Source organism: Phycisphaerales bacterium, assembly GCA_029268515.1.
Lineage (GTDB): Bacteria > Planctomycetota > Phycisphaerae > Phycisphaerales > SM1A02 > JAQWNP01.
On record JAQWNP010000008.1, the window covers coordinates 56,726 to 73,611 of the forward strand.

Annotated in this window: 15 protein-coding genes; 7 read left to right on the forward strand and 8 right to left on the reverse strand. The window is 50.8% G+C overall.

From position 1 onward, the window contains the following. Together P8J86_06200 and P8J86_06205 are read right to left on the reverse strand one after the other, a co-directional pair. Window positions 1-747: a Sir2 family NAD-dependent protein deacetylase gene (locus P8J86_06200; GenBank protein ID MDG2054281.1), complete on the reverse strand. Its 747-nt coding sequence runs from the start codon at window positions 745-747 to the stop codon at window positions 1-3. Next, on the reverse strand, window positions 744-2,948 hold the full coding sequence (locus tag P8J86_06205) for a hypothetical protein (protein ID MDG2054282.1): 2,205 nt from the start codon (window positions 2,946-2,948) through the stop codon (window positions 744-746). The genes P8J86_06200 and P8J86_06205 overlap by 4 nt, the downstream gene beginning before the upstream one ends. 187 nt (window positions 2,949-3,135) lie before the next feature. On the opposite strand from P8J86_06205, the gene P8J86_06210 reads away from it, so the two are divergent. After that, the gene (locus P8J86_06210) at window positions 3,136-4,581 is read left to right on the forward strand and encodes a tetratricopeptide repeat protein (protein ID MDG2054283.1); all 1,446 of its coding nucleotides are present in this window, start codon (window positions 3,136-3,138) and stop codon (window positions 4,579-4,581) included. A gap of 55 nt (window positions 4,582-4,636) precedes the next feature. Here P8J86_06210 and rpsR read toward each other — a convergent pair whose 3' ends face one another. Further along, window positions 4,637-4,879 carry a 30S ribosomal protein S18 gene (rpsR, locus tag P8J86_06215; protein MDG2054284.1) on the reverse strand — a complete coding sequence of 81 codons (243 nt, stop codon included), beginning with the start codon at window positions 4,877-4,879 and terminating at the stop codon, window positions 4,637-4,639. Between the two features lie 147 nt (window positions 4,880-5,026). Between rpsR and P8J86_06220 the strand changes: the two genes are divergently transcribed. From P8J86_06220 to P8J86_06230, 3 genes are all read left to right on the forward strand, one after another. Further along, window positions 5,027-5,701, forward strand: coding sequence for a gamma-glutamyl-gamma-aminobutyrate hydrolase family protein (locus P8J86_06220; protein MDG2054285.1), 675 nt, complete (start codon window positions 5,027-5,029; stop codon window positions 5,699-5,701). Between the two features lie 87 nt (window positions 5,702-5,788). Continuing rightward, the gene (locus P8J86_06225; GenBank protein ID MDG2054286.1) at window positions 5,789-6,979 is read left to right on the forward strand and encodes a glycine cleavage T C-terminal barrel domain-containing protein; all 1,191 of its coding nucleotides are present in this window, start codon (window positions 5,789-5,791) and stop codon (window positions 6,977-6,979) included. Window positions 6,980-7,057: 78 nt separating this feature from the next. Beyond that, a complete protein-coding gene (locus P8J86_06230; protein ID MDG2054287.1) occupies window positions 7,058-7,918 on the forward strand; it encodes a hydroxymethylglutaryl-CoA lyase in 861 nt (286 codons plus the stop codon). A gap of 25 nt (window positions 7,919-7,943) precedes the next feature. Here P8J86_06230 and P8J86_06235 read toward each other — a convergent pair whose 3' ends face one another. From P8J86_06235 to P8J86_06255, 5 genes are all read right to left on the reverse strand, one after another. After that, complete coding sequence (locus P8J86_06235) at window positions 7,944-8,837, reverse strand: metallophosphoesterase family protein (protein ID MDG2054288.1); 894 nt, start codon at window positions 8,835-8,837, stop codon at window positions 7,944-7,946. Window positions 8,838-8,839: 2 nt separating this feature from the next. Further along, the gene (locus P8J86_06240) at window positions 8,840-10,255 is read right to left on the reverse strand and encodes a diguanylate cyclase (protein MDG2054289.1); all 1,416 of its coding nucleotides are present in this window, start codon (window positions 10,253-10,255) and stop codon (window positions 8,840-8,842) included. After that, window positions 10,252-10,713, reverse strand: a complete 462-nt coding sequence (locus tag P8J86_06245; protein ID MDG2054290.1) for a hypothetical protein — start codon at window positions 10,711-10,713, stop codon at window positions 10,252-10,254. The genes P8J86_06240 and P8J86_06245 overlap by 4 nt, the downstream gene beginning before the upstream one ends. A gap of 195 nt (window positions 10,714-10,908) precedes the next feature. Next, window positions 10,909-12,069 carry a UDP-N-acetylglucosamine--N-acetylmuramyl-(pentapeptide) pyrophosphoryl-undecaprenol N-acetylglucosamine transferase gene (locus tag P8J86_06250; protein ID MDG2054291.1) on the reverse strand — a complete coding sequence of 387 codons (1,161 nt, stop codon included), beginning with the start codon at window positions 12,067-12,069 and terminating at the stop codon, window positions 10,909-10,911. A gap of 7 nt (window positions 12,070-12,076) precedes the next feature. After that, the gene (locus P8J86_06255) at window positions 12,077-13,252 is read right to left on the reverse strand and encodes an FtsW/RodA/SpoVE family cell cycle protein (GenBank protein MDG2054292.1); all 1,176 of its coding nucleotides are present in this window, start codon (window positions 13,250-13,252) and stop codon (window positions 12,077-12,079) included. 69 nt (window positions 13,253-13,321) lie between these two features. Between P8J86_06255 and P8J86_06260 the strand changes: the two genes are divergently transcribed. The 3 genes from P8J86_06260 (at window position 13,322) to P8J86_06270 (ending at window position 16,886) form a co-directional block, all read left to right on the forward strand. Next, on the forward strand, window positions 13,322-14,929 hold the full coding sequence (locus tag P8J86_06260) for a MiaB/RimO family radical SAM methylthiotransferase (protein MDG2054293.1): 1,608 nt from the start codon (window positions 13,322-13,324) through the stop codon (window positions 14,927-14,929). A 353-nt stretch (window positions 14,930-15,282) separates the two neighbouring features. Next, window positions 15,283-16,011 carry a hypothetical protein gene (locus P8J86_06265; GenBank protein ID MDG2054294.1) on the forward strand — a complete coding sequence of 243 codons (729 nt, stop codon included), beginning with the start codon at window positions 15,283-15,285 and terminating at the stop codon, window positions 16,009-16,011. A gap of 242 nt (window positions 16,012-16,253) precedes the next feature. Continuing rightward, window positions 16,254-16,886: a hypothetical protein gene (locus P8J86_06270; protein ID MDG2054295.1), complete on the forward strand. Its 633-nt coding sequence runs from the start codon at window positions 16,254-16,256 to the stop codon at window positions 16,884-16,886.

Sequence of the window (16,886 nt, forward strand, 5' to 3'; positions counted from 1 at the left end):
TTATTGCACGTCGGAGCAATCTGTACTTGACAGCAGTTTCGGCACTAAATCACCGGCCGTTCCGATCAAGCCAATGTCATTTTTTGCTAAGCCATCGATTTTTTCCGTATTAATACAAATGATCTGGGCACCAGCACTCCGAGCGACTTCAATAAGGCCGGCGGCGGGGTAGACACATGCACTTGTTCCGATGACCAAGAGTAGTTCTGTGGTAAGGCAGGATTGCTCGGCACGCGCCCAGGCATCGCTCGGTAGCGACTCTCCAAACCAAACGACATCTGGACGTAGTGGTGCGTTACAGTTGGGGCACGGCTGTGGTTTTGGTGGTTTGGCCAAGTCAATATTCTCACGGTATCCACACCGCGCATGACAACGATCAGCAATGAGTGTTCCGTGTAGATGAATCGTATTGCGAGCGCCCGCACGTTCCAGAAGATCATCAACGTTTTGTGTGATATGAGCCATTGATTTTTGGGCTGCTAAAGAGGTATGGGCTGCATTAGGCTTTGCAGCGGCAAGATTTCGACGGCGCGATGAATACCAATCGAGTACGAGTTTTGGGTCTTCAGAAAAACCCTCTGGTGAGGCAAGCCGCATTGGATCATGTTTTGCCCAAATGCCACCCGTATGTTTATCGCGAAATGTAGAGAGGCCAGATTCGGCGCTCAATCCAGCTCCAGAAAATGAAACCGTTGAGTTGACAGATTGAACGATTGCAATTGCATCGTCCAGGACATTTCGTGTCAATGTGTTCCGCCTGACGTAGGCACGCCCTCGGCCATGCTCGATTCTGGACCCACGCCTGATGGTGTGGTGGGTGGTAGGTCACTGGTTATTCCAGATTGATTGTTGCTCATCGGTAACTCATTGGAGCCATCTTCCAGTAACTCCAACAACTGATCTGAGCCTCTGCTGATGCGATAAAGTTGTTGGTTGTCAAGCTGACTCTTGAATTGCTCAAGCATGTAGGCTTGCAATCGTTGTGCTGCTGGAGGATTAATATTGACAAGCATTTCAAACTCCAAGAGCCAGTCCTCCATCGACTCGGTGAATGTTCGTGCTCGATCAAAGTCGCCAACGATCAAAGCAGCCTGGAATGCAATCTTGGAGAGAGCAGGCGAAAACAAGACATCGTCAGCGCTATTGAGTAGTGTTGCTGCCTTTGCGTTATCGCCGTTAGCCAAAAGTAGGGGGAGAAGACGTAAAAGAACTTCTTCTTTTTGCTCAGCAGAAATCAAGTTGGTATTTGCATCGAGTGAATCAGCGAGTACATCAGCCCTGAGTTCATTGTCGGCATTTTCACTTCTTTGAAGTATGACATCAACATCAATGATTGAATCGACAGGCATTTGAGCAGCCATTCTTCGTATTGAGCTCGTGAAAAGACTTTGCTGGGATTCTGGTGGAGCAACACTAGACAAGGTAAGCACTGAATTGAGATCACCTTTTTTTGTCATCAGCGATTCAACAGCCAGCGGGTAGATGGCGCTGTCTTGCATTCGGTCGATGAGCGGTTGGTATTGCCCCCGAGCGAAGAGGCCTTGCCCGATGGCATATTTTTCGTCGATCGGAGCAGTATCAAGTCGAGCCTCATACTCATCAAGTTGTTCATCTTCAGCGACCAGCGCCTGTAACCGTTCGAGTGATGGCAGTGTGCTTTCTCTTGTTGCATGGGACAGCACATCCCGCAAAGACTCTGGGTCAAAATTACTAGGCGGATTTTTTGTCAGTATGGACCAAATTGCCTGGGCGGCAGGTTCGCGCAGTGGCTCATTTGCGAGCCATGGCAATGATGGAGCCAGCCCATTCGGTGATGGTTTGGCAGCAAAAAACATAAGGTATTGGCGAACGACGTTCTGTTCCGTCTCTGCGGCCAGCGCCACTGCAACACTCTCTTGCAATTCTGGAAATTCCAGCTCATCTGCGAGTTCGGCTGCGCGGGCACGCACCATTGAATCACCATCATTGAGTAAAAAGATCGTTGCCTGTTGCAGATCCATCGTGTCATCATCATCACGTAACAAGATTGCCATACGTTCAATGGCAAAGAGGCGCACGGCGGTGAGTGGATCCTTCATCAGAGATTCAAGTCGCAGCTGTCTCTCTTCAAGGGGGAGGCCAGGCCACAATTTTCGATAGGAGTCCATCATTCTTTCAGCCAGTTGGCTATTGACTTGCCGTTCTTGCTGAAGTTGTTGGTCCAGATCAGAGAGTTGGCGTGTCAGTGTTCGTACCATGTCGCGTAGCCATGATTCGGCAGGCTTGTCTTTGTTGAGCTGCCACCAACGCTGCCATGCACTTGGATCATCTGAGGGCGGTAGGCCGGTCAAGTCTGCAAGGCTGTTGCAAGTGGCTTCAACAATGATCTTTGGCTCATCTCCACTATTCTCGATGATAGACATCAGCTCTAAAGCGCCTTCACGACTTCGGAATGCGGCAAGTGCTCGTATTGCACCGAGTCGCGATTCTGGTGAACCGCTGTTGTTGCTTGCTTCTTTCGCAACCGCCGCGAGAGATGTCTCTGGATCAAACCTCAGTAAGGTTCGCGATAGTGCATCTTGTGTTGATTCCGGTGCATCACGAAGTGCACGAATAGTTGGTTCTAAGAGAGCTTGGGGTGGTGATAATGGTCTTTGGCTGATTGCTTCAGTTACCGCTAGGATGACTGATGCCTCACGGCTTTGGATCGCTTCTTCTAAGACTTGAGTTGCCTGTCCGACATTCATTGCAAGTAACTCGGTAGCTGCCGCCGTTCGAGTAGCTTGGTCAATATCCGCCGATGGGTTCAGTAGAATTGGCTCAAAAATCCGTAGCTGGTTCGCCTGTCTGGGTGACAAGGCTGGTAGGGGTACGGTTTCACGAATCACAGCTGGGTCATCGCCAACCAAATGCGCAGCGGTGGCTGAGGCAGACGATGTGGCTAATGAGAGAGCGATAACAAGGCTCATTATCATGTTCAGAGCACCCGATGACGCCTGGGGAGAAAAGATGCCAGTGAAGGCTATCCAGCGTGCAGTAGAAATTAGAATCATCCCTATCCCCGATCTGCCTCTATCGGCATTAGCGCCTACACTATAGGCACTTATTGAGAGACTCTCAGCTGCTAGGACCTATAAGTCATAGGATGTTTGATCAATGAGCGAGTGGTTAGATGCTGAAGGGCACGCGGATCGAGCATTTGAGATGTTCGATTGTGGTCGTTGGAGTGAGGCTGAAGCTGAACTCCGCAAGGCCTTGGCGCTGAATCCAGATCAGCCCGAATGGCACTTTAATCTGGGAATGACGCTTGAAGCCGCGGGACGCGAGAGGGATGCGTTGGCGAGTTATCAGCGCGCATCGGAGTTGATGCCTAATCAGCCCGAACCCCGTGTTGCCGCTGGAATCATCTTGTCTCAACTAAGTGACGACCGGGCTGCCATCACGTACTTCGATGAAGCACTCGCTTTGGATTCTTCGTGTGAGCCAGCTTACGCTCATAAGATCCATGCTCATGTTGCTTTGGGGGATCACGCCGAAGCCGAAACAACGTATTTCATTTCTCAACAGGCGTTGGCTGAAACAAGTGCTCGTTGTTGTGCCGCGATGGCTGAGAGCCTTCTTGAGCGTGGGGAATTTGGTCGTGCTGAGTGGTGCTTGAGAGAGGCGATTCGAGTCGATGCGTCACTGCCTCGTATTCGAACGATGCTGGCAACTGTATTTGCGATGACGGATCGGCGCCATCAGGCAATTCAGCTATTTCTTCGAGAGCTAAGAGAAGATCCAGGGAGCATTGACACACTACTTGACTACGCAAGTCTGCTTATTGAACTTGGTAGATTGCCAGAGGCCGGTGAGAAATTGCGCCGCGTTCTTGAGCTAGAACCAGCAAATATAGAAGCCCACTATCAACATGGTTTGATCTCAATGCAATTAGCTCGACTCGAGCAGGCACAGATTTCTTTTGAGCTCGTGAGTCGTCTTGACCCAGACTTCCCAGGCATTCGCCGAAATTTGGCTGAAGCACTTGTTGGTCGCGGGCGTCTTGCCGAAGCAAGGCGGTGTTTAAAGACCGAATACGACTTTCTTGCGCACACCACTGGAGATGATGGCAGGTTACTCATTGATGTAGCTTCAACCAAGTTGCTCACAGATTTTGGCCAATTGCTTCTAGATGCCGGGTTGTCACACCGTGCGTCGACCGTACTTCGGCATGCACTGATGAGCGACGATCGTGATGTTGAGATTCTACGCCGACTCTCTTTGGCAAGATTCCAAAGTGGGGATCGCGATGGAGGATGTGCGATGAGTCGCCGGCTTCTCCGATTTGACCCAGAGTTCATTCCTGCAATTCATAATCTGGCGCTTGCAGCATTACAGCAGGGGCGTGTACGTGAGGCCTATGGATGGATTGTGAGGGGACTCAAGATTGACCGCCAGGACGAAGGACTACGTCGTTTGCGCATCCGCGTCTGGGCAATGGCATTTCCAGAACTGATGCACCGTGTTTGGGTAAGCGGTGTTTGGAAGTTTGCTTGCCACCTCGCCAGAGAGCTTCGTGGTCAATTGAGTCGTCTGAAATCGTATAACGGCCGACCACGATAGGAAACGCAATGAAAGCGTCTTCTATCAAAGGCCATGTTTAAAAAATGATCTCTTGTTAGAGCGTGGCACTGGTATATGGAAGCAATGCCATGTAGCGAGCTCGGCGAATCGCACGAGCAATCATTCGCTGCTCCTTGGCGGTGACACCAAGTCGCTTACGAGAATAGATTTTTCCGTTGGGCGTCATCAGACGACGTAGATCATCTGTTGATTTATATTCGACATAGTACTTGCCACTACTGCCGGTTCGGAGATATCCGCCGCGACGAGAGCCTCGATGTCCTTCGTTGTATGTCATGTCTGGCTCCCTATATATTCTGCCCAATGTGGCCAGGGCAAGAGCGGCAGGATAACGGTTTTAGGCTGAGAATCAAGCCCAGCCGCAGATCTGATTGGAACGTGTAGTTGCCCAATTGAGGGTGACTAAGCCGATAGAGTAGGTGCTATGAACCCAATTGAACGGCCAATAATAGGTATTACACCTGATGTTTGTGACCAACGCTGGCGTGTGGCCCCAGCTTACGCGGCTCAGGTCGTGGCAGCAGGGGGGCTTCCATTGGTTCTACCGCCGTTGCCAGAAGTCGCTGAAATGTATCTGGATTTGGTTCAGGGGCTCATTCTGACCGGCGGTGATGATCCTAAGATGGAGCTTTTTGGGGCGGTGACTCACCCCAAGGCGACACCGATTGATCAGCAGCGACAAGCATTTGAGCTGGCATTACTTGATGGCTTGGAACGCCGACAAGAAGTACCACTACTGGGCATTTGTCTGGGGATGCAGCTCATGGCACTCCACGCTGGAGGCGATTTGGACCAGTTCCTACCCGAGAGTCTGCCAACAGCCCATGATCATATGAATGGCGCGATACATGAAGTGGATGGATCATTGGGACATGGGCCGGTTCATAGCCACCACAAACAGGCCGTTAGAGCAGCCGGTTCATTGGCCGTGATCGCTCAAGCGCCTGATGGCGTGATTGAGGCAGTTGCTTGCAATGAGAGGCCGTTTTACGTCGGCGTCCAATGGCATCCCGAGCGAACCGAAAATAGGGCATTAGGACCGGCGTTATTCGAATCTCTGATCCAGGCAGCCCACAGTAAACCGTCTATTGCAGGTTGACTTCTTTCTTTGAAGATCTTGCTGCCGTGTATATTGCTCCATAAGAGTGATTTATCTTTCTTGATCACTCAATGAGAGGAGCCTCTTGTGGATAGATCGACACCGCTTGCTGCAACACATCTTTCTTGGGTATCGGCTCAGATAGATCGTAGAGCCAAAGCAGACCTAGAACCGATTGAGCTGGAGTACCTTTCATGGGGGCCTCCACTCGAGTCAACAGGCACAGCATGTGACATGGTGGCCTCTTTTGGTGAGGGACCACTGGAATATGCAGCGATCCGAAGAGGATGTGCAGTGATTGATGCTTCAAGGCGCGGCACCTTAGAGCTGCGTGGTGATGATCGCTTGGACTTTCTTGATCGAATGGTGACCAACCTTGTCAAGGATCTTGTCCCGGGACAATCGCGTGATGCTTTCTTTTTGAATCGTAAGGGTCGAATCGAAGCTGATCTCGGTGTACTTGCACTCGAAGACCGCATATTGATCGATCTTGATATTCACATGGCGTCCACAGTCGCTGCAGCGCTTGATGCATTCATCATTGTAGATGACGTGACTTTGACGAATGTAAGCGAACAGTTTCACCACCTTCATCTTATTGGTCCCAAGTCAGCTGCTACGTTAGAAGCAGCTGGTGGGGATGGCGCCTCGGCATTAGAGCCAAATGGAATCTGCCAACTAAAAATTGCGGATTGCAATGTCATTGTCAGACGTCAAGATCTGACCGGCGAGGTTGGTTTCGAGCTGATCGTTGATCACGAGAATATCGTTGCTGTGTATGAGTCAATTTTTGCTACTGACCAAGACCCCCAGCCAGGCAAGCGGACAGTGCGGCCGGTTGGTTGGTATGCATTCAATACAGCCCGAGTTGAATCGGGCTTGCCGATTTTTAACATCGACTTTGGTGTCACGAATCTGCCGCACGAAACCGGATTACTAGAGAGCCGTGTGAGTTTTCAAAAGGGCTGTTACCCAGGCCAGGAAATTGTGGCTCGTATGCATAACCTAGGGAAGCCGAAGCAACAGATTGTTGCAATGCAGATCAACACTGACGAACTTCCATTGGCTGGGGCTGCTGTTCTCAAAGGTTGTGACCGTGACGATGAACAGATCGGAGTTGTGACATCCAGTGTCTTAAGCCCGCTGAATTCACTGGTTCCAATCGCATTGGCAATGGTACGCACCGCTACAATTGAAGCGGGGCCAGAAGTTGGCGTGGTTGCTGAGGGGGAGGTTGTCTCAGCGAGCCTTCAGCAGCAATTGACCTTTTTAGTGTGATCGTGATTATTGTGGCGTAGCGTCGTATTACTTTTATTTGGAACGCAATAGCACAATCTTGTTGGTGAATAGCACACTATGGCACTTCCTCAATCTATTCGAATAACAGAAGTTGGGCCACGTGATGGGCTGCAAAATGAGAAGGCCATTGTTGATGTCGATCAGAAGATAGCATTCATCGACATGTTGTCAGTGAGCGGCGTGCCCGAAATTGAAGTGACAAGCTTCGTGAATCCATCCTGGGTTCCGCAAATGGCAGATGCTTCAGAGGTTTGTAGCCGGATCAACCGTGCGCCTGGTGTTCTGTATTCTGCGCTTGTTCCCAATGAACGGGGCCTGCACGCAGCCTTGGAATCGCAGGTCGATAAGGTGGCAATCTTTACCGCGGCTAGTGAAGCGTTTTCTCAGCAAAATACAAATGCAACTATTGATGAGACTTTCCAACGTTTTCTTCCAGTTGTTAAACAGGCAAGAGAAGCAGGACTCCCGATTCGAGCCTACGTGAGTTGCGTTGTGAAGTGCCCTTACGAGGGTGCCATTAATCCGAAGTCGGTGCTACAGGTGGTCCAGCGCCTCATTGATTTGGGCGTAGACGAGATTGACTTGGGTGAAACTTTGGGCGTAGCTCACCCCGATGAAATTGAGCAATTGATAAACATCGTAGGTGAGTGTGTTAATCCAAATTGCCTCACACTTCATCTTCATGACACTGAAGGGCGAGCTCTTGCTTGTGTAGAGCGAGCGCTCACATTGGGCGTGTGGCAGTTTGACGCGGCTTGCGGTGGTTTGGGTGGTTGCCCCTTTGCGCCTGGCGCGGCAGGGAATCTAGCGACAGAGCAACTCGTCTCATTCGCTCAAGAACTTGGCTTGGAGACAAATATAGATGTTTCTGTGATTGCCAAAGCGGGCTTGTTTATTGCATCTTCGCTTGCACAGTGATGTCCATGGTCTCAACTATTGAAATCTAATGGTCACGATCAGCCGTATGATGGGCAGTCGAAAATTCATGCTGTAGCAAGCACTTTGAATCAAGATGATATCTATCTTTAGTGCGTCTAATAGCATGGACAGATAACGTTCGATCATTAATTCGCACGGCTTGGGCTTTGAATGGGAAGCCGAAACTACCTGTGTTTATGAGCATACGCCCACCGCGTTTTACAAGAGATGCTCTGTGTGTGTGTCCATAAACGAGCACCTTTGTCTGTGGTGCAAAGCTGTTAAGAAAACGATCTGAAAGTCCCGAATACTGGCACCAGTACCAAAGGACTCGGGCAGTGGTTATTGGATTCATTGCGAGATGTAACATGGTGACGCGTTCAATTTTATAACGGCGCTGTTCGATTAACTTCTGGCAGACAAGCAATGACTCTTGCATGCGTAGATTAAGTGTGGGCGCACGAGATCCGGTGACTTCACGCCGAATTTGATGTGTAAAACGTTCGAGAATGCGAGCGGAAGGGCACCATGGAGCAATTGCATCGTGAAAAGTATCACCGTGTGTGATCAGAAGTTGTTTCTCGAAGAGCTGGATGTACTTCTTATCAGTTAGAAATGGATCGTGATTGCCTGCAATAAACTCCAGAGTGACGCCTAATTGATCACATAGCTTTCTTAAGTCATCAAGCCTCTGCTGCGCATCATATTTATGAACCTTGTGGTGTAACTCAGCTGAATCACCGTTAATGATGAGGTGGCCGATGTTCTCTAGGAGCGGCTCCAGTCGATGTACGTCGCCCACAGATCGGCGTGGGTGCCCCAGATGAAGGTCGGAGAGAATCAGCCAGGGCGGTTTGCGGGCGTGAGATGTTGGATCCGGAGATGCTGATGCAGCATCACTGCAAACGGATGTAGTCATTGCTACGACTCATCATGTGATTGCGGGGGACCTAATGTAATCATGTTTTTGCCAGAGCGCTTGGAAATCAATGCGCGTTGGTCAGCATGATGCAAGAGTGTGTCGATATCACTGCCATCCCAGGGATACAGGGAGAGGCCGCCGGAGACGCTCAAATTGCCAGGTGCGTCTTGTCCCAACTTAGGGAATCGCATTTGGCAGATCTGATCTTGAAATCGGCGAGCAATTTGCTCAACGGATTCCAGATTGGCGGGCCCACTCTTTCGTGGTCCTTCTGGATCCGCAAAGATCACAGCGAACTCGTCGCCGCCAATTCGGCAAACATGATCTCCACGGCGAACAATGGCTCTAAGAAGTCGAACGGTCTCACAGAGAATCTCATCACCTGCATCATGTCCAAAGGCATCGTTGTAATGTTTGAAGTTGTCAATATCAAACAACATTAACGCAAATGGTCGTCGCATTTCATTTGAGTGATTCATGGTCTCTTGCATGACTCTGTAAAAGAACCGTCGGTTTCCAGCACCAGTTAAGTCATCTTCCATGGCCATCGAGTGGAGTTGCCGATGCGTATGATCAAGTGCCAGCCATCGAGCGAGCCAACCAGCCCAAGATTGCAGCTCAGCAGGATCCGCGTCGTCTGCCGACAACAGGCCAAAGCGCCTGCCCTCAATCTGGATTGGTGCCATTGGCCCTTCAAAATCACCTCGCACCGCGCGCACAGTGCAGTTGTGCCACTGAGTCTGTTGTCGAACAAGAGAAAGAGCAGCGCCCAATAGGTCGCCTTCCTCTTTCATGATTTGATCAACAAGATCGATGTCACCAAGTTGTTCTTCGGTACGAGGCTGTTGTTCAAGATCAGGTGACTGGTCTTCTCTCGGTGTTGCCGGTGCAGGATCGAAGGCTGCCAGAGACGGAGGTGGGACTGCTTGAGGAGATGGATAATCTGCGGCCGTTGGCGGTGTGATGCCTGGCTCAGGTGTCGGTGGCTCTAGATTTGGCGACACCATGATCTCAGGAACACTGGTTTTGCTCTCGAGGCTGTCAGTTGCCTCAATAAGTTGTTGTTCAGTCAGTGGCCCTGTGAGAAAACCATCGAATCGGTCGAGCACTTGTTGTGTGAGTTCATCGGCAACAGTTGGTTCAGTGACAAGCAGTACGCGAACCGATGGGTCAAGACGTCGAAATGCGGTGATCCGTTGTTGCGTCAGTTCTTCGGGATCACGTGGCGCTAATAGAACCGTATGTATCGGGGTGCGAACACGCCCTCCGGTCAATTGCCCTAAGGCATCAAAGAGGGTGTCAACTGCCACGACATCAGGGCGTGACTCTGGCACCAAGCGGTCTCGCTGTTGCTGTGGACCCACAAGCAACACCGAACCACGAATGCGACCGACGCGAGGACGCTGAAGAGTCATGATTCAGGTATCTCCGTGGTCAATAGCATCTGAATTTCTTCTGCGGTAATCTCGGGTGGCTCAATCGGCGCCTCGGCTCGAGAGATCGTCATGCTTGGTGTGGATGGTGTTTCTTCTTCGACGGTCACTGGAAGAAGTTCAAGGCGACCTTGCTGCCAGAGATGAATTGGTACATGTGGTGCATACATACCCATTGCATTGAGTAGCTTGTCATACTCACTCCAATGCTCAGGCTGCACAATCAGAAGTAGCGGTGGATCTGCCTTAGCGAGACCCCATGTGGCGCGGGCTGCGCCTGCCTGCAATGCCATACAGACACTGGCGAATGCAACAACAGGATCCTCAGTCAGCGTCAACTCACAGGTGGTGCGCTGTTGGACTTCGTCAATAGCGTCAGCTCGATCTCGATCTGGTTGACCGAGCACGACACAGCGAACGGATTCGTCGTGTTGGGACATCTGCCTCTCTGACCCCCGGTCCCCTAATCACCTTTGCCTACGAACCCGCCTCTGAAAGTGACAGAAACGCAACAAAGCAAATCAATGGTGGCACATCCATGCAGTGCGACTCTACGTGCTCCAAGCTCGTAGCATCTTTATTCTAGCTCAGGACCGCTGTGATTCCATGCCAATTCTGGTCAGTAGATGAATGGTCTATGGTGAATGAGGCGTATTAATGTCCAGTAACGCCCGTACAACCTGGGTAGCACCATCAGGAGAAGATAAATGAGCCAATACGCTGCTCATTTGGTCTCTGGCCTGAGCATCATCAATTAAGTGAGCTAACTGGGGCCCAAGGGAGCGGCAATTCGCTTCCGGATCAACTTTGTCCTCGGCAAGTAGGGCGCCGCCTGCATCGACAACTGGCTGAGCATTGTGCTTTTGGTGCTGATCCCGGTGGAAAGGATATGGAGCAAAGAGCGTCGGGACATGGTTGTAAACAGCCTCGCCAACACTATTCGCACCGGCGCGGCTCAATGCCACATCTGCAGCACCCCAAAAAGTGCCCATTTGATGAGCAAACGTCTCGATGTGAGCGGTGATTCCAGCATCTGCATAAACCGCTTCCAAGGGAGCGGGCATCTCGTCTTTGCCGGTCAGGTGAAGCACCTGCCAGTCTTTGAGCCTATTCGCATTGGAGCCAATCCAAAGCTGCATAAATTGGTTGAGTGATTGGGAACCCTGTGAGGCGCCAGTGACAAGAAGTACAGGTCGGCTTGGATCCAAACCCAACTGCTTACAGCATTCCTGGCGTGTACCAGGAGATTGGGCATCGCGGCGAACAGGGTAATCAGTGTTCTGGTGGGGCATTGCACTTGGATCAAGCAGTGGTGTTGCTGTCATCACCAGATCAGCTTGGCGTGCGATGAGCCGGTTTGCTTTACCGGGCACTGCATCAAGATTGAGTAACGCGAGTGGTATGCCTTCAGATCTTGCAGCTGCAGCAGGAGCGACAGATATAAACCCGCCTAGGCTGAGCATCCATATTGGTGCTGAATGATTTTGGCTATTGGGGTTGCGAAGTTTACGGATCATCCGTTGCACAGCCCGCTTGCTGTGGCGGTGGTTCAAAAGAAAATGCAGCGCACGGTCCGGCCGAGCTGCCGGTGGTGTTGCACGCAAGGGTGCGAACTTTGCCCCAATGTGGTTGAGCATGTTTGCATCCACAGGACGGTTCGAGCATAGAAAAATCGGTTCAATACCGGGCCATTGCTCAGCGATCGCTTCAGCGATGGCAATACCTGGCGCAATATGTCCACCGGATCCTCCGCCGGCGAGGAAAATAGTGCCCACGATATTTGGTGTAGTTGCCAATGCCGTTTCATGCACCCTGAGCCAGAGATTGTTCCTCTGGTTCAAAAGTACTGCTTTGAGACGAGATCGCTTTCGAGCGTGTGGTTTCACAACAGCGTTCAATAGCGACGATGAGGCCTAGACAGAAGGCTGTCAGGATCCAACCAGTACCTCCAGCAGAGAGCAGTGGAAGCGCAATACCCTTTGTGGGGACCATTCCTGTGACCACAAGCATATTCATGGATGCCTGTATTGCGATGCATAAAAGGATGCCTATTCCGAGCAACCGCAACATGAGATCACTGGTACGTTTGACAATGGCCAGTCCACACCCAAGGAGGAGTAGATAGAGTCCAATGACGGCCAAGCATCCGAGCAGGCCCAACTCCTCACAGATAATCGCAAATACAAAGTCGGTCGTGTCTTCAGGTAGATATCCAAACTTCTGGATTGAATGGCCAAGCCCACGTCCGGCGAGACCTCCGCCACCGACAGCAGCAACTGATTGAATGACGTGATAGCCGATGCCCTCAGGATCCTGATATGGATCGATAAAAGCGCGAAGTCTCTCTATTCGGTAGGGGCTTGCAATCAAAGCAGCAAAGAAACCAACGATCGCAATGGGACCGACTGCAAGGACATGCTTCCAGGGAGCCCCAGCAATCAAGAGCATCATAAGTGTTGTCACTGCAATCAGCACTGCGGTGCCAAGATCTTCTAACGCAATCAATCCACAAATCAACATCACCAGAATCATCGGTAGCAAGCTGCCCGTTGTGAATCGATGTAGGCTTTTTACATTCCGAGCAGCAAACCAGGCAATGAACATAATCACCGTCCACTTGGCGACCTCGCTTGGCTGAAATCCGATCGGACCAATCTCAATCCATCGACGAGCACCGTTGACGCTGCGGCCTAAGCCTGGAACGAATACCAGCAGAAGTAGGGCAAAGAGACAGGTCACGATCACAAGCATGGATCGATTGCCAATATGGGCTTGGATGCGTTTGAGTGGTAGAGCAGCTGCAATCAGCATCGCTGCAAATGCAGCAAGGGCCAGAATGGTGGTGCGGCCCAGAACGATCTGTTTAATGGTCAAAGGCGTTTCTTGCCCAACCGTAAGCCCCGCGCTGGTCACCATGACCACCCCGAAGACGAGAAGTGCCAAAACAGCGAGAATGAGTCCATTTCCAGCCCGGATCATGAGGGATGTATCGGCCCTGACTTGAGTAGATCTGGACTTTCTCTTCTGGCAAGGCTGGATGGAGCGACCTTGCTACGATTACAGGTCATGATTGGCGATTCTGAAACATTGGGACCTAGGCCGACTGTTTTTCTACAGACCTTCGGCTGCCAGATGAACGAACTCGATAGTGAGTTGGTTGAAAGCCATCTTCGCGCTCTGGGGTATCAGTTCGTCAGCGATCCAGAGCAAGCCGAAGTCGTGCTCTATAACACGTGCTCCGTTCGAGAGCAGGCAGAAAATAAGGCATCGAGCCGAATCGGAATTGTTGGCAAACAGAAGCTTCAAGGGCGCCAGGTTGTCCTTGGTGTGCTTGGTTGTATGGCTGAGCGTGAAGGTAGTGCCATGCTGAGTCGACTTCCACAGATTGACTTCTTATGCGGACCTGCTGAACTGGATAAGGTGCCCATGTTGATTGACAACGCAATGAAAGGCGTTGTTATCGAGGAAGCAGATCGGGTGATCTTGCAAGGCAACAATGCTCGGCGCAGCGCCACATTGCAGGCCGCGACCGACTCACTTGAGGTACTTGATCTCTCGCGAGCCTTCGACCCAATTCGTGCTGAGGCTGGCGGTCGTGCCGCCTATGTCCGGATCACTCGGGGTTGCAATAAGTTCTGTACTTATTGTGTGGTACCTCATACGCGAGGCGCGGAGGTCCACCGGCCACCAGCTGCCATTATTGATGAATGCAAAAAACTTGCTGATGCGGGCGTGATAGAAATCACGCTGCTGGGACAAACAGTTAATCACTATCGCTATGTGCACGGGGTCGCGCTGACTGTTTCTGGTGGGGAGGCACCACAGGTAGGGCCTGGTGCAAACGCATTTACAAAGGGTCACCAAAGCAACGGTACAGAGCGGGTTACTTCATTTGCAGATCTGCTGGCACGTATTCATGAAGAAATTCCGGCTATTAAGAGGCTGCGCTTTGTAACAAGCTATCCACGCGACTTCGGTGACGATGCTTTGGCGGTTATGGCTCAGTCGCCCCGAATCTGTCAGTACCTTCATGTGCCAGCTCAGTCTGGATCGAATGACGTGCTGAAGCGAATGAATAGGGGCTACACAGTTGAGCAGTATGAGGACTTCATCCAGAGGGCCCGACACTTTATGCCGGAGGTGAGTATCGCTGGGGATATCATCGTAGGTTTCCCTGGTGAGACTGAAGAAGATGTTGAGGCGACTCGCAGTCTGATTGAGCGAGTTGGCTTCAAGAACAACTTCATCTTTAAATACTCACCGCGTCCAGGTACGGTTGCGGCGAGTCGCTTCGAAGATGATATTCCGGACTCAACCAAGCGGCGAAGGCTCAATTCTTTACTCGATACTCAGGCAGAAGTGAGCCGAGATGTTCATGCTTCATGGGTTGGTAAAGGGGTCGACGTCTTTGTTGAGAAGATCTCTGAGCAAAGCCGTAAGCAGCAGGCGGCAGAGGGTCTTGGCACCCGTAAGATCACTTTAGGGTGGGAAAAGCCTCCAATCCAACTCAGCGGTCGTACTGGAGGCGATCTCATTACGGTCTTCGACCTGCCGACTGGTATGAACGCCGAGTCTCTCATTGGCAGAATCGTCAAACTAGAAATTGAGTCTTCAAGTCCACTTCTCTTAAAAGGGCGCCCTTTGACAGGGGTTTAGGTCGCTAATGTAGTGCTCATGCCCTTCTGAAAGAGGGGCTCTCAAATAGCCTTAAAGAGTCTTTTTGGAGCAAAATGCCTTTGAGAACCCTGAAATCGTGGTTTTCTATTATCGGGTTTGTAACAGTTTTATCGAATTAACTCTTATTTTAGAGCATCACTCATGCTTGACTGCCGTATCTGTTGGGGTATCTTCTAGGGGTACGGAGTTAGGGGTTGCTTTATCGCAACCTCTTGCAAGTTCCACGCTTGCCGACGGAGAAAGGGTATTTCCGACAGGAAGTGAGGAACCTGCTAGCAATGTGAGAGCAGGTCTCGCAAATAATCGTGAAGAGAAGAAAGGTTTATTTAGCTATGAAAAAAGTGACAGTCTTAACAGCCTGCGCCCTTTCAATTGGCATGGCAGTCGGAGTCGCATCAGCTGATGTGAACGTCGCTGGCGTTATGTCAGGTGGTTCGGCAGGCAATGACGCGAATGGTGTGAGCTGGCAATACCTCCAAGATGTAGACATCAATGGTACAAACCATAATGTCTTCCGACTCTACGCTGACCGAGCATGGATGAATGGCCAAAATGGTTTCGACAACGAAATCCTTGAAGTTAAAGGCACATCATCGGACCCATCATCCGCAATTTCAAACGGTTTGATTTTCAAAGATGCGTTTGCCTCAACCAATGGCCCATCGAGCGAATCGTTCAATGGCCTTGTCCCAGCACTTCGCTACACCAGTTACACAACTATTGGTGCTGAAACAGAGTCTGCTGACAATGTTTACCTCGGTAACCAAGGTTGGGCTTTAGATGGTTTCAATATGGACTCCGGTGGTACATTTGCTTCACTACCAAATGGAGCAGGTTTTGCAGACAATGACGCAGCAGCCATGGGTGCTGGTAGCACATTGTTGATGCAAATCACAACCACAGGTGACCAAGTTCAGTACAACCTGAACATCAACAGTCGCTCAGTAACTGGCGGTGGTGCTTCTTGGGTAGCATCAGGTACAGTCGCAATCCCAGCTCCAGGTGCACTTGCACTTCTCGGTATCGCTGGTCTTGCATCGCGTCGCCGTCGTCGCGCCTGATCGCTCAACTACATAAGCCTTTGCTTTGTAGTAAAAAGTGACTAAAACACCGCCGACCTTTGGGTCGGCGGTGTTCTTTTTGCAGCCACTTGGCATCTTCCAAGACTTTGATTGCAGGGCTCAGCGGGCTATTTTTGAGGATTTGGTGTTATTTTTAATCAACCATTCCAGAAACAGCACAATTGAGGACATACTTAACGCAGTAGGCCAAGAGATGCGCGGGGAGAAAGGTCGACCGTGTTATGAAATCTGCACGTCCACAGCATTTTCAATATTTGATTTTAGGTACCGTTCTTTACGGTGCCACTTGGACCAACGTGGCAGTTGGAGACCTCTTTCAGTTTGATCTCGTTTTAGAGACCGACATGCCTTTGACTGTCCTTGCCATTCCCGCATCGAACAGTGTGTTCACTTTGTCAGAAGTGGTGCAAGGTACGAGCCAATGGGATCCCGAAGAACCGTTCCCATCATTCTCCCTGGCAGATGCCGGCCCCATGAACTTGCAAAGCAGTGTTTTTATTGCTGATGACTTTCCCCCTTTTGAGGACGCCCTGGTGGCGACCGGAACAGACTTGATGCAGGGGTATAGTTATTGGTTCGGATGGGGGATGATGACCCTGAGTATTGAATATGGCTCAAATGCGTGGGGACCGGACTACACAGATTTAAGCCTTCAATGGACCTTGGAGGGTCCAACGTGGAATGAACAATCGATCACGGGTACGGGTGGTACCGGCTTTATCAGCGACAATATCAATGGAGGTCTGTACGACCTGACAATCTCAAGTTGGTCACTGACATTGATTCCTGCGCCCGCATCGTTATTGCCTTTGGTTTTGGCATTCGGAGCCAGGCGCACCCGCAGACGGGTGTGA

What these genes read in the sequence shown, in the direction of transcription:
- P8J86_06205 (MDG2054282.1), bottom strand. Translation starts at nt 2,948, where the DNA reads ATGAGCCTTGTTATCGCTCTCTCATTAGCCACATCGTCTGCCTCAGCC.
- P8J86_06210 (MDG2054283.1), top strand. Translation starts at nt 3,136, where the DNA reads ATGAGCGAGTGGTTAGATGCTGAAGGGCACGCGGATCGAGCATTTGAG.
- rpsR (MDG2054284.1), bottom strand. Translation starts at nt 4,879, where the DNA reads ATGACATACAACGAAGGACATCGAGGCTCTCGTCGCGGCGGATATCTC.
- P8J86_06220 (MDG2054285.1), top strand. Translation starts at nt 5,027, where the DNA reads ATGAACCCAATTGAACGGCCAATAATAGGTATTACACCTGATGTTTGT.
- P8J86_06230 (MDG2054287.1), top strand. Translation starts at nt 7,058, where the DNA reads ATGGCACTTCCTCAATCTATTCGAATAACAGAAGTTGGGCCACGTGAT.
- P8J86_06235 (MDG2054288.1), bottom strand. Translation starts at nt 8,837, where the DNA reads ATGACTACATCCGTTTGCAGTGATGCTGCATCAGCATCTCCGGATCCA.
- P8J86_06240 (MDG2054289.1), bottom strand. Translation starts at nt 10,255, where the DNA reads ATGACTCTTCAGCGTCCTCGCGTCGGTCGCATTCGTGGTTCGGTGTTG.
- P8J86_06245 (MDG2054290.1), bottom strand. Translation starts at nt 10,713, where the DNA reads ATGTCCCAACACGACGAATCCGTTCGCTGTGTCGTGCTCGGTCAACCA.
- P8J86_06255 (MDG2054292.1), bottom strand. Translation starts at nt 13,252, where the DNA reads ATGATCCGGGCTGGAAATGGACTCATTCTCGCTGTTTTGGCACTTCTC.
- P8J86_06265 (MDG2054294.1), top strand. Translation starts at nt 15,283, where the DNA reads ATGAAAAAAGTGACAGTCTTAACAGCCTGCGCCCTTTCAATTGGCATG.
- P8J86_06270 (MDG2054295.1), top strand. Translation starts at nt 16,254, where the DNA reads ATGAAATCTGCACGTCCACAGCATTTTCAATATTTGATTTTAGGTACC.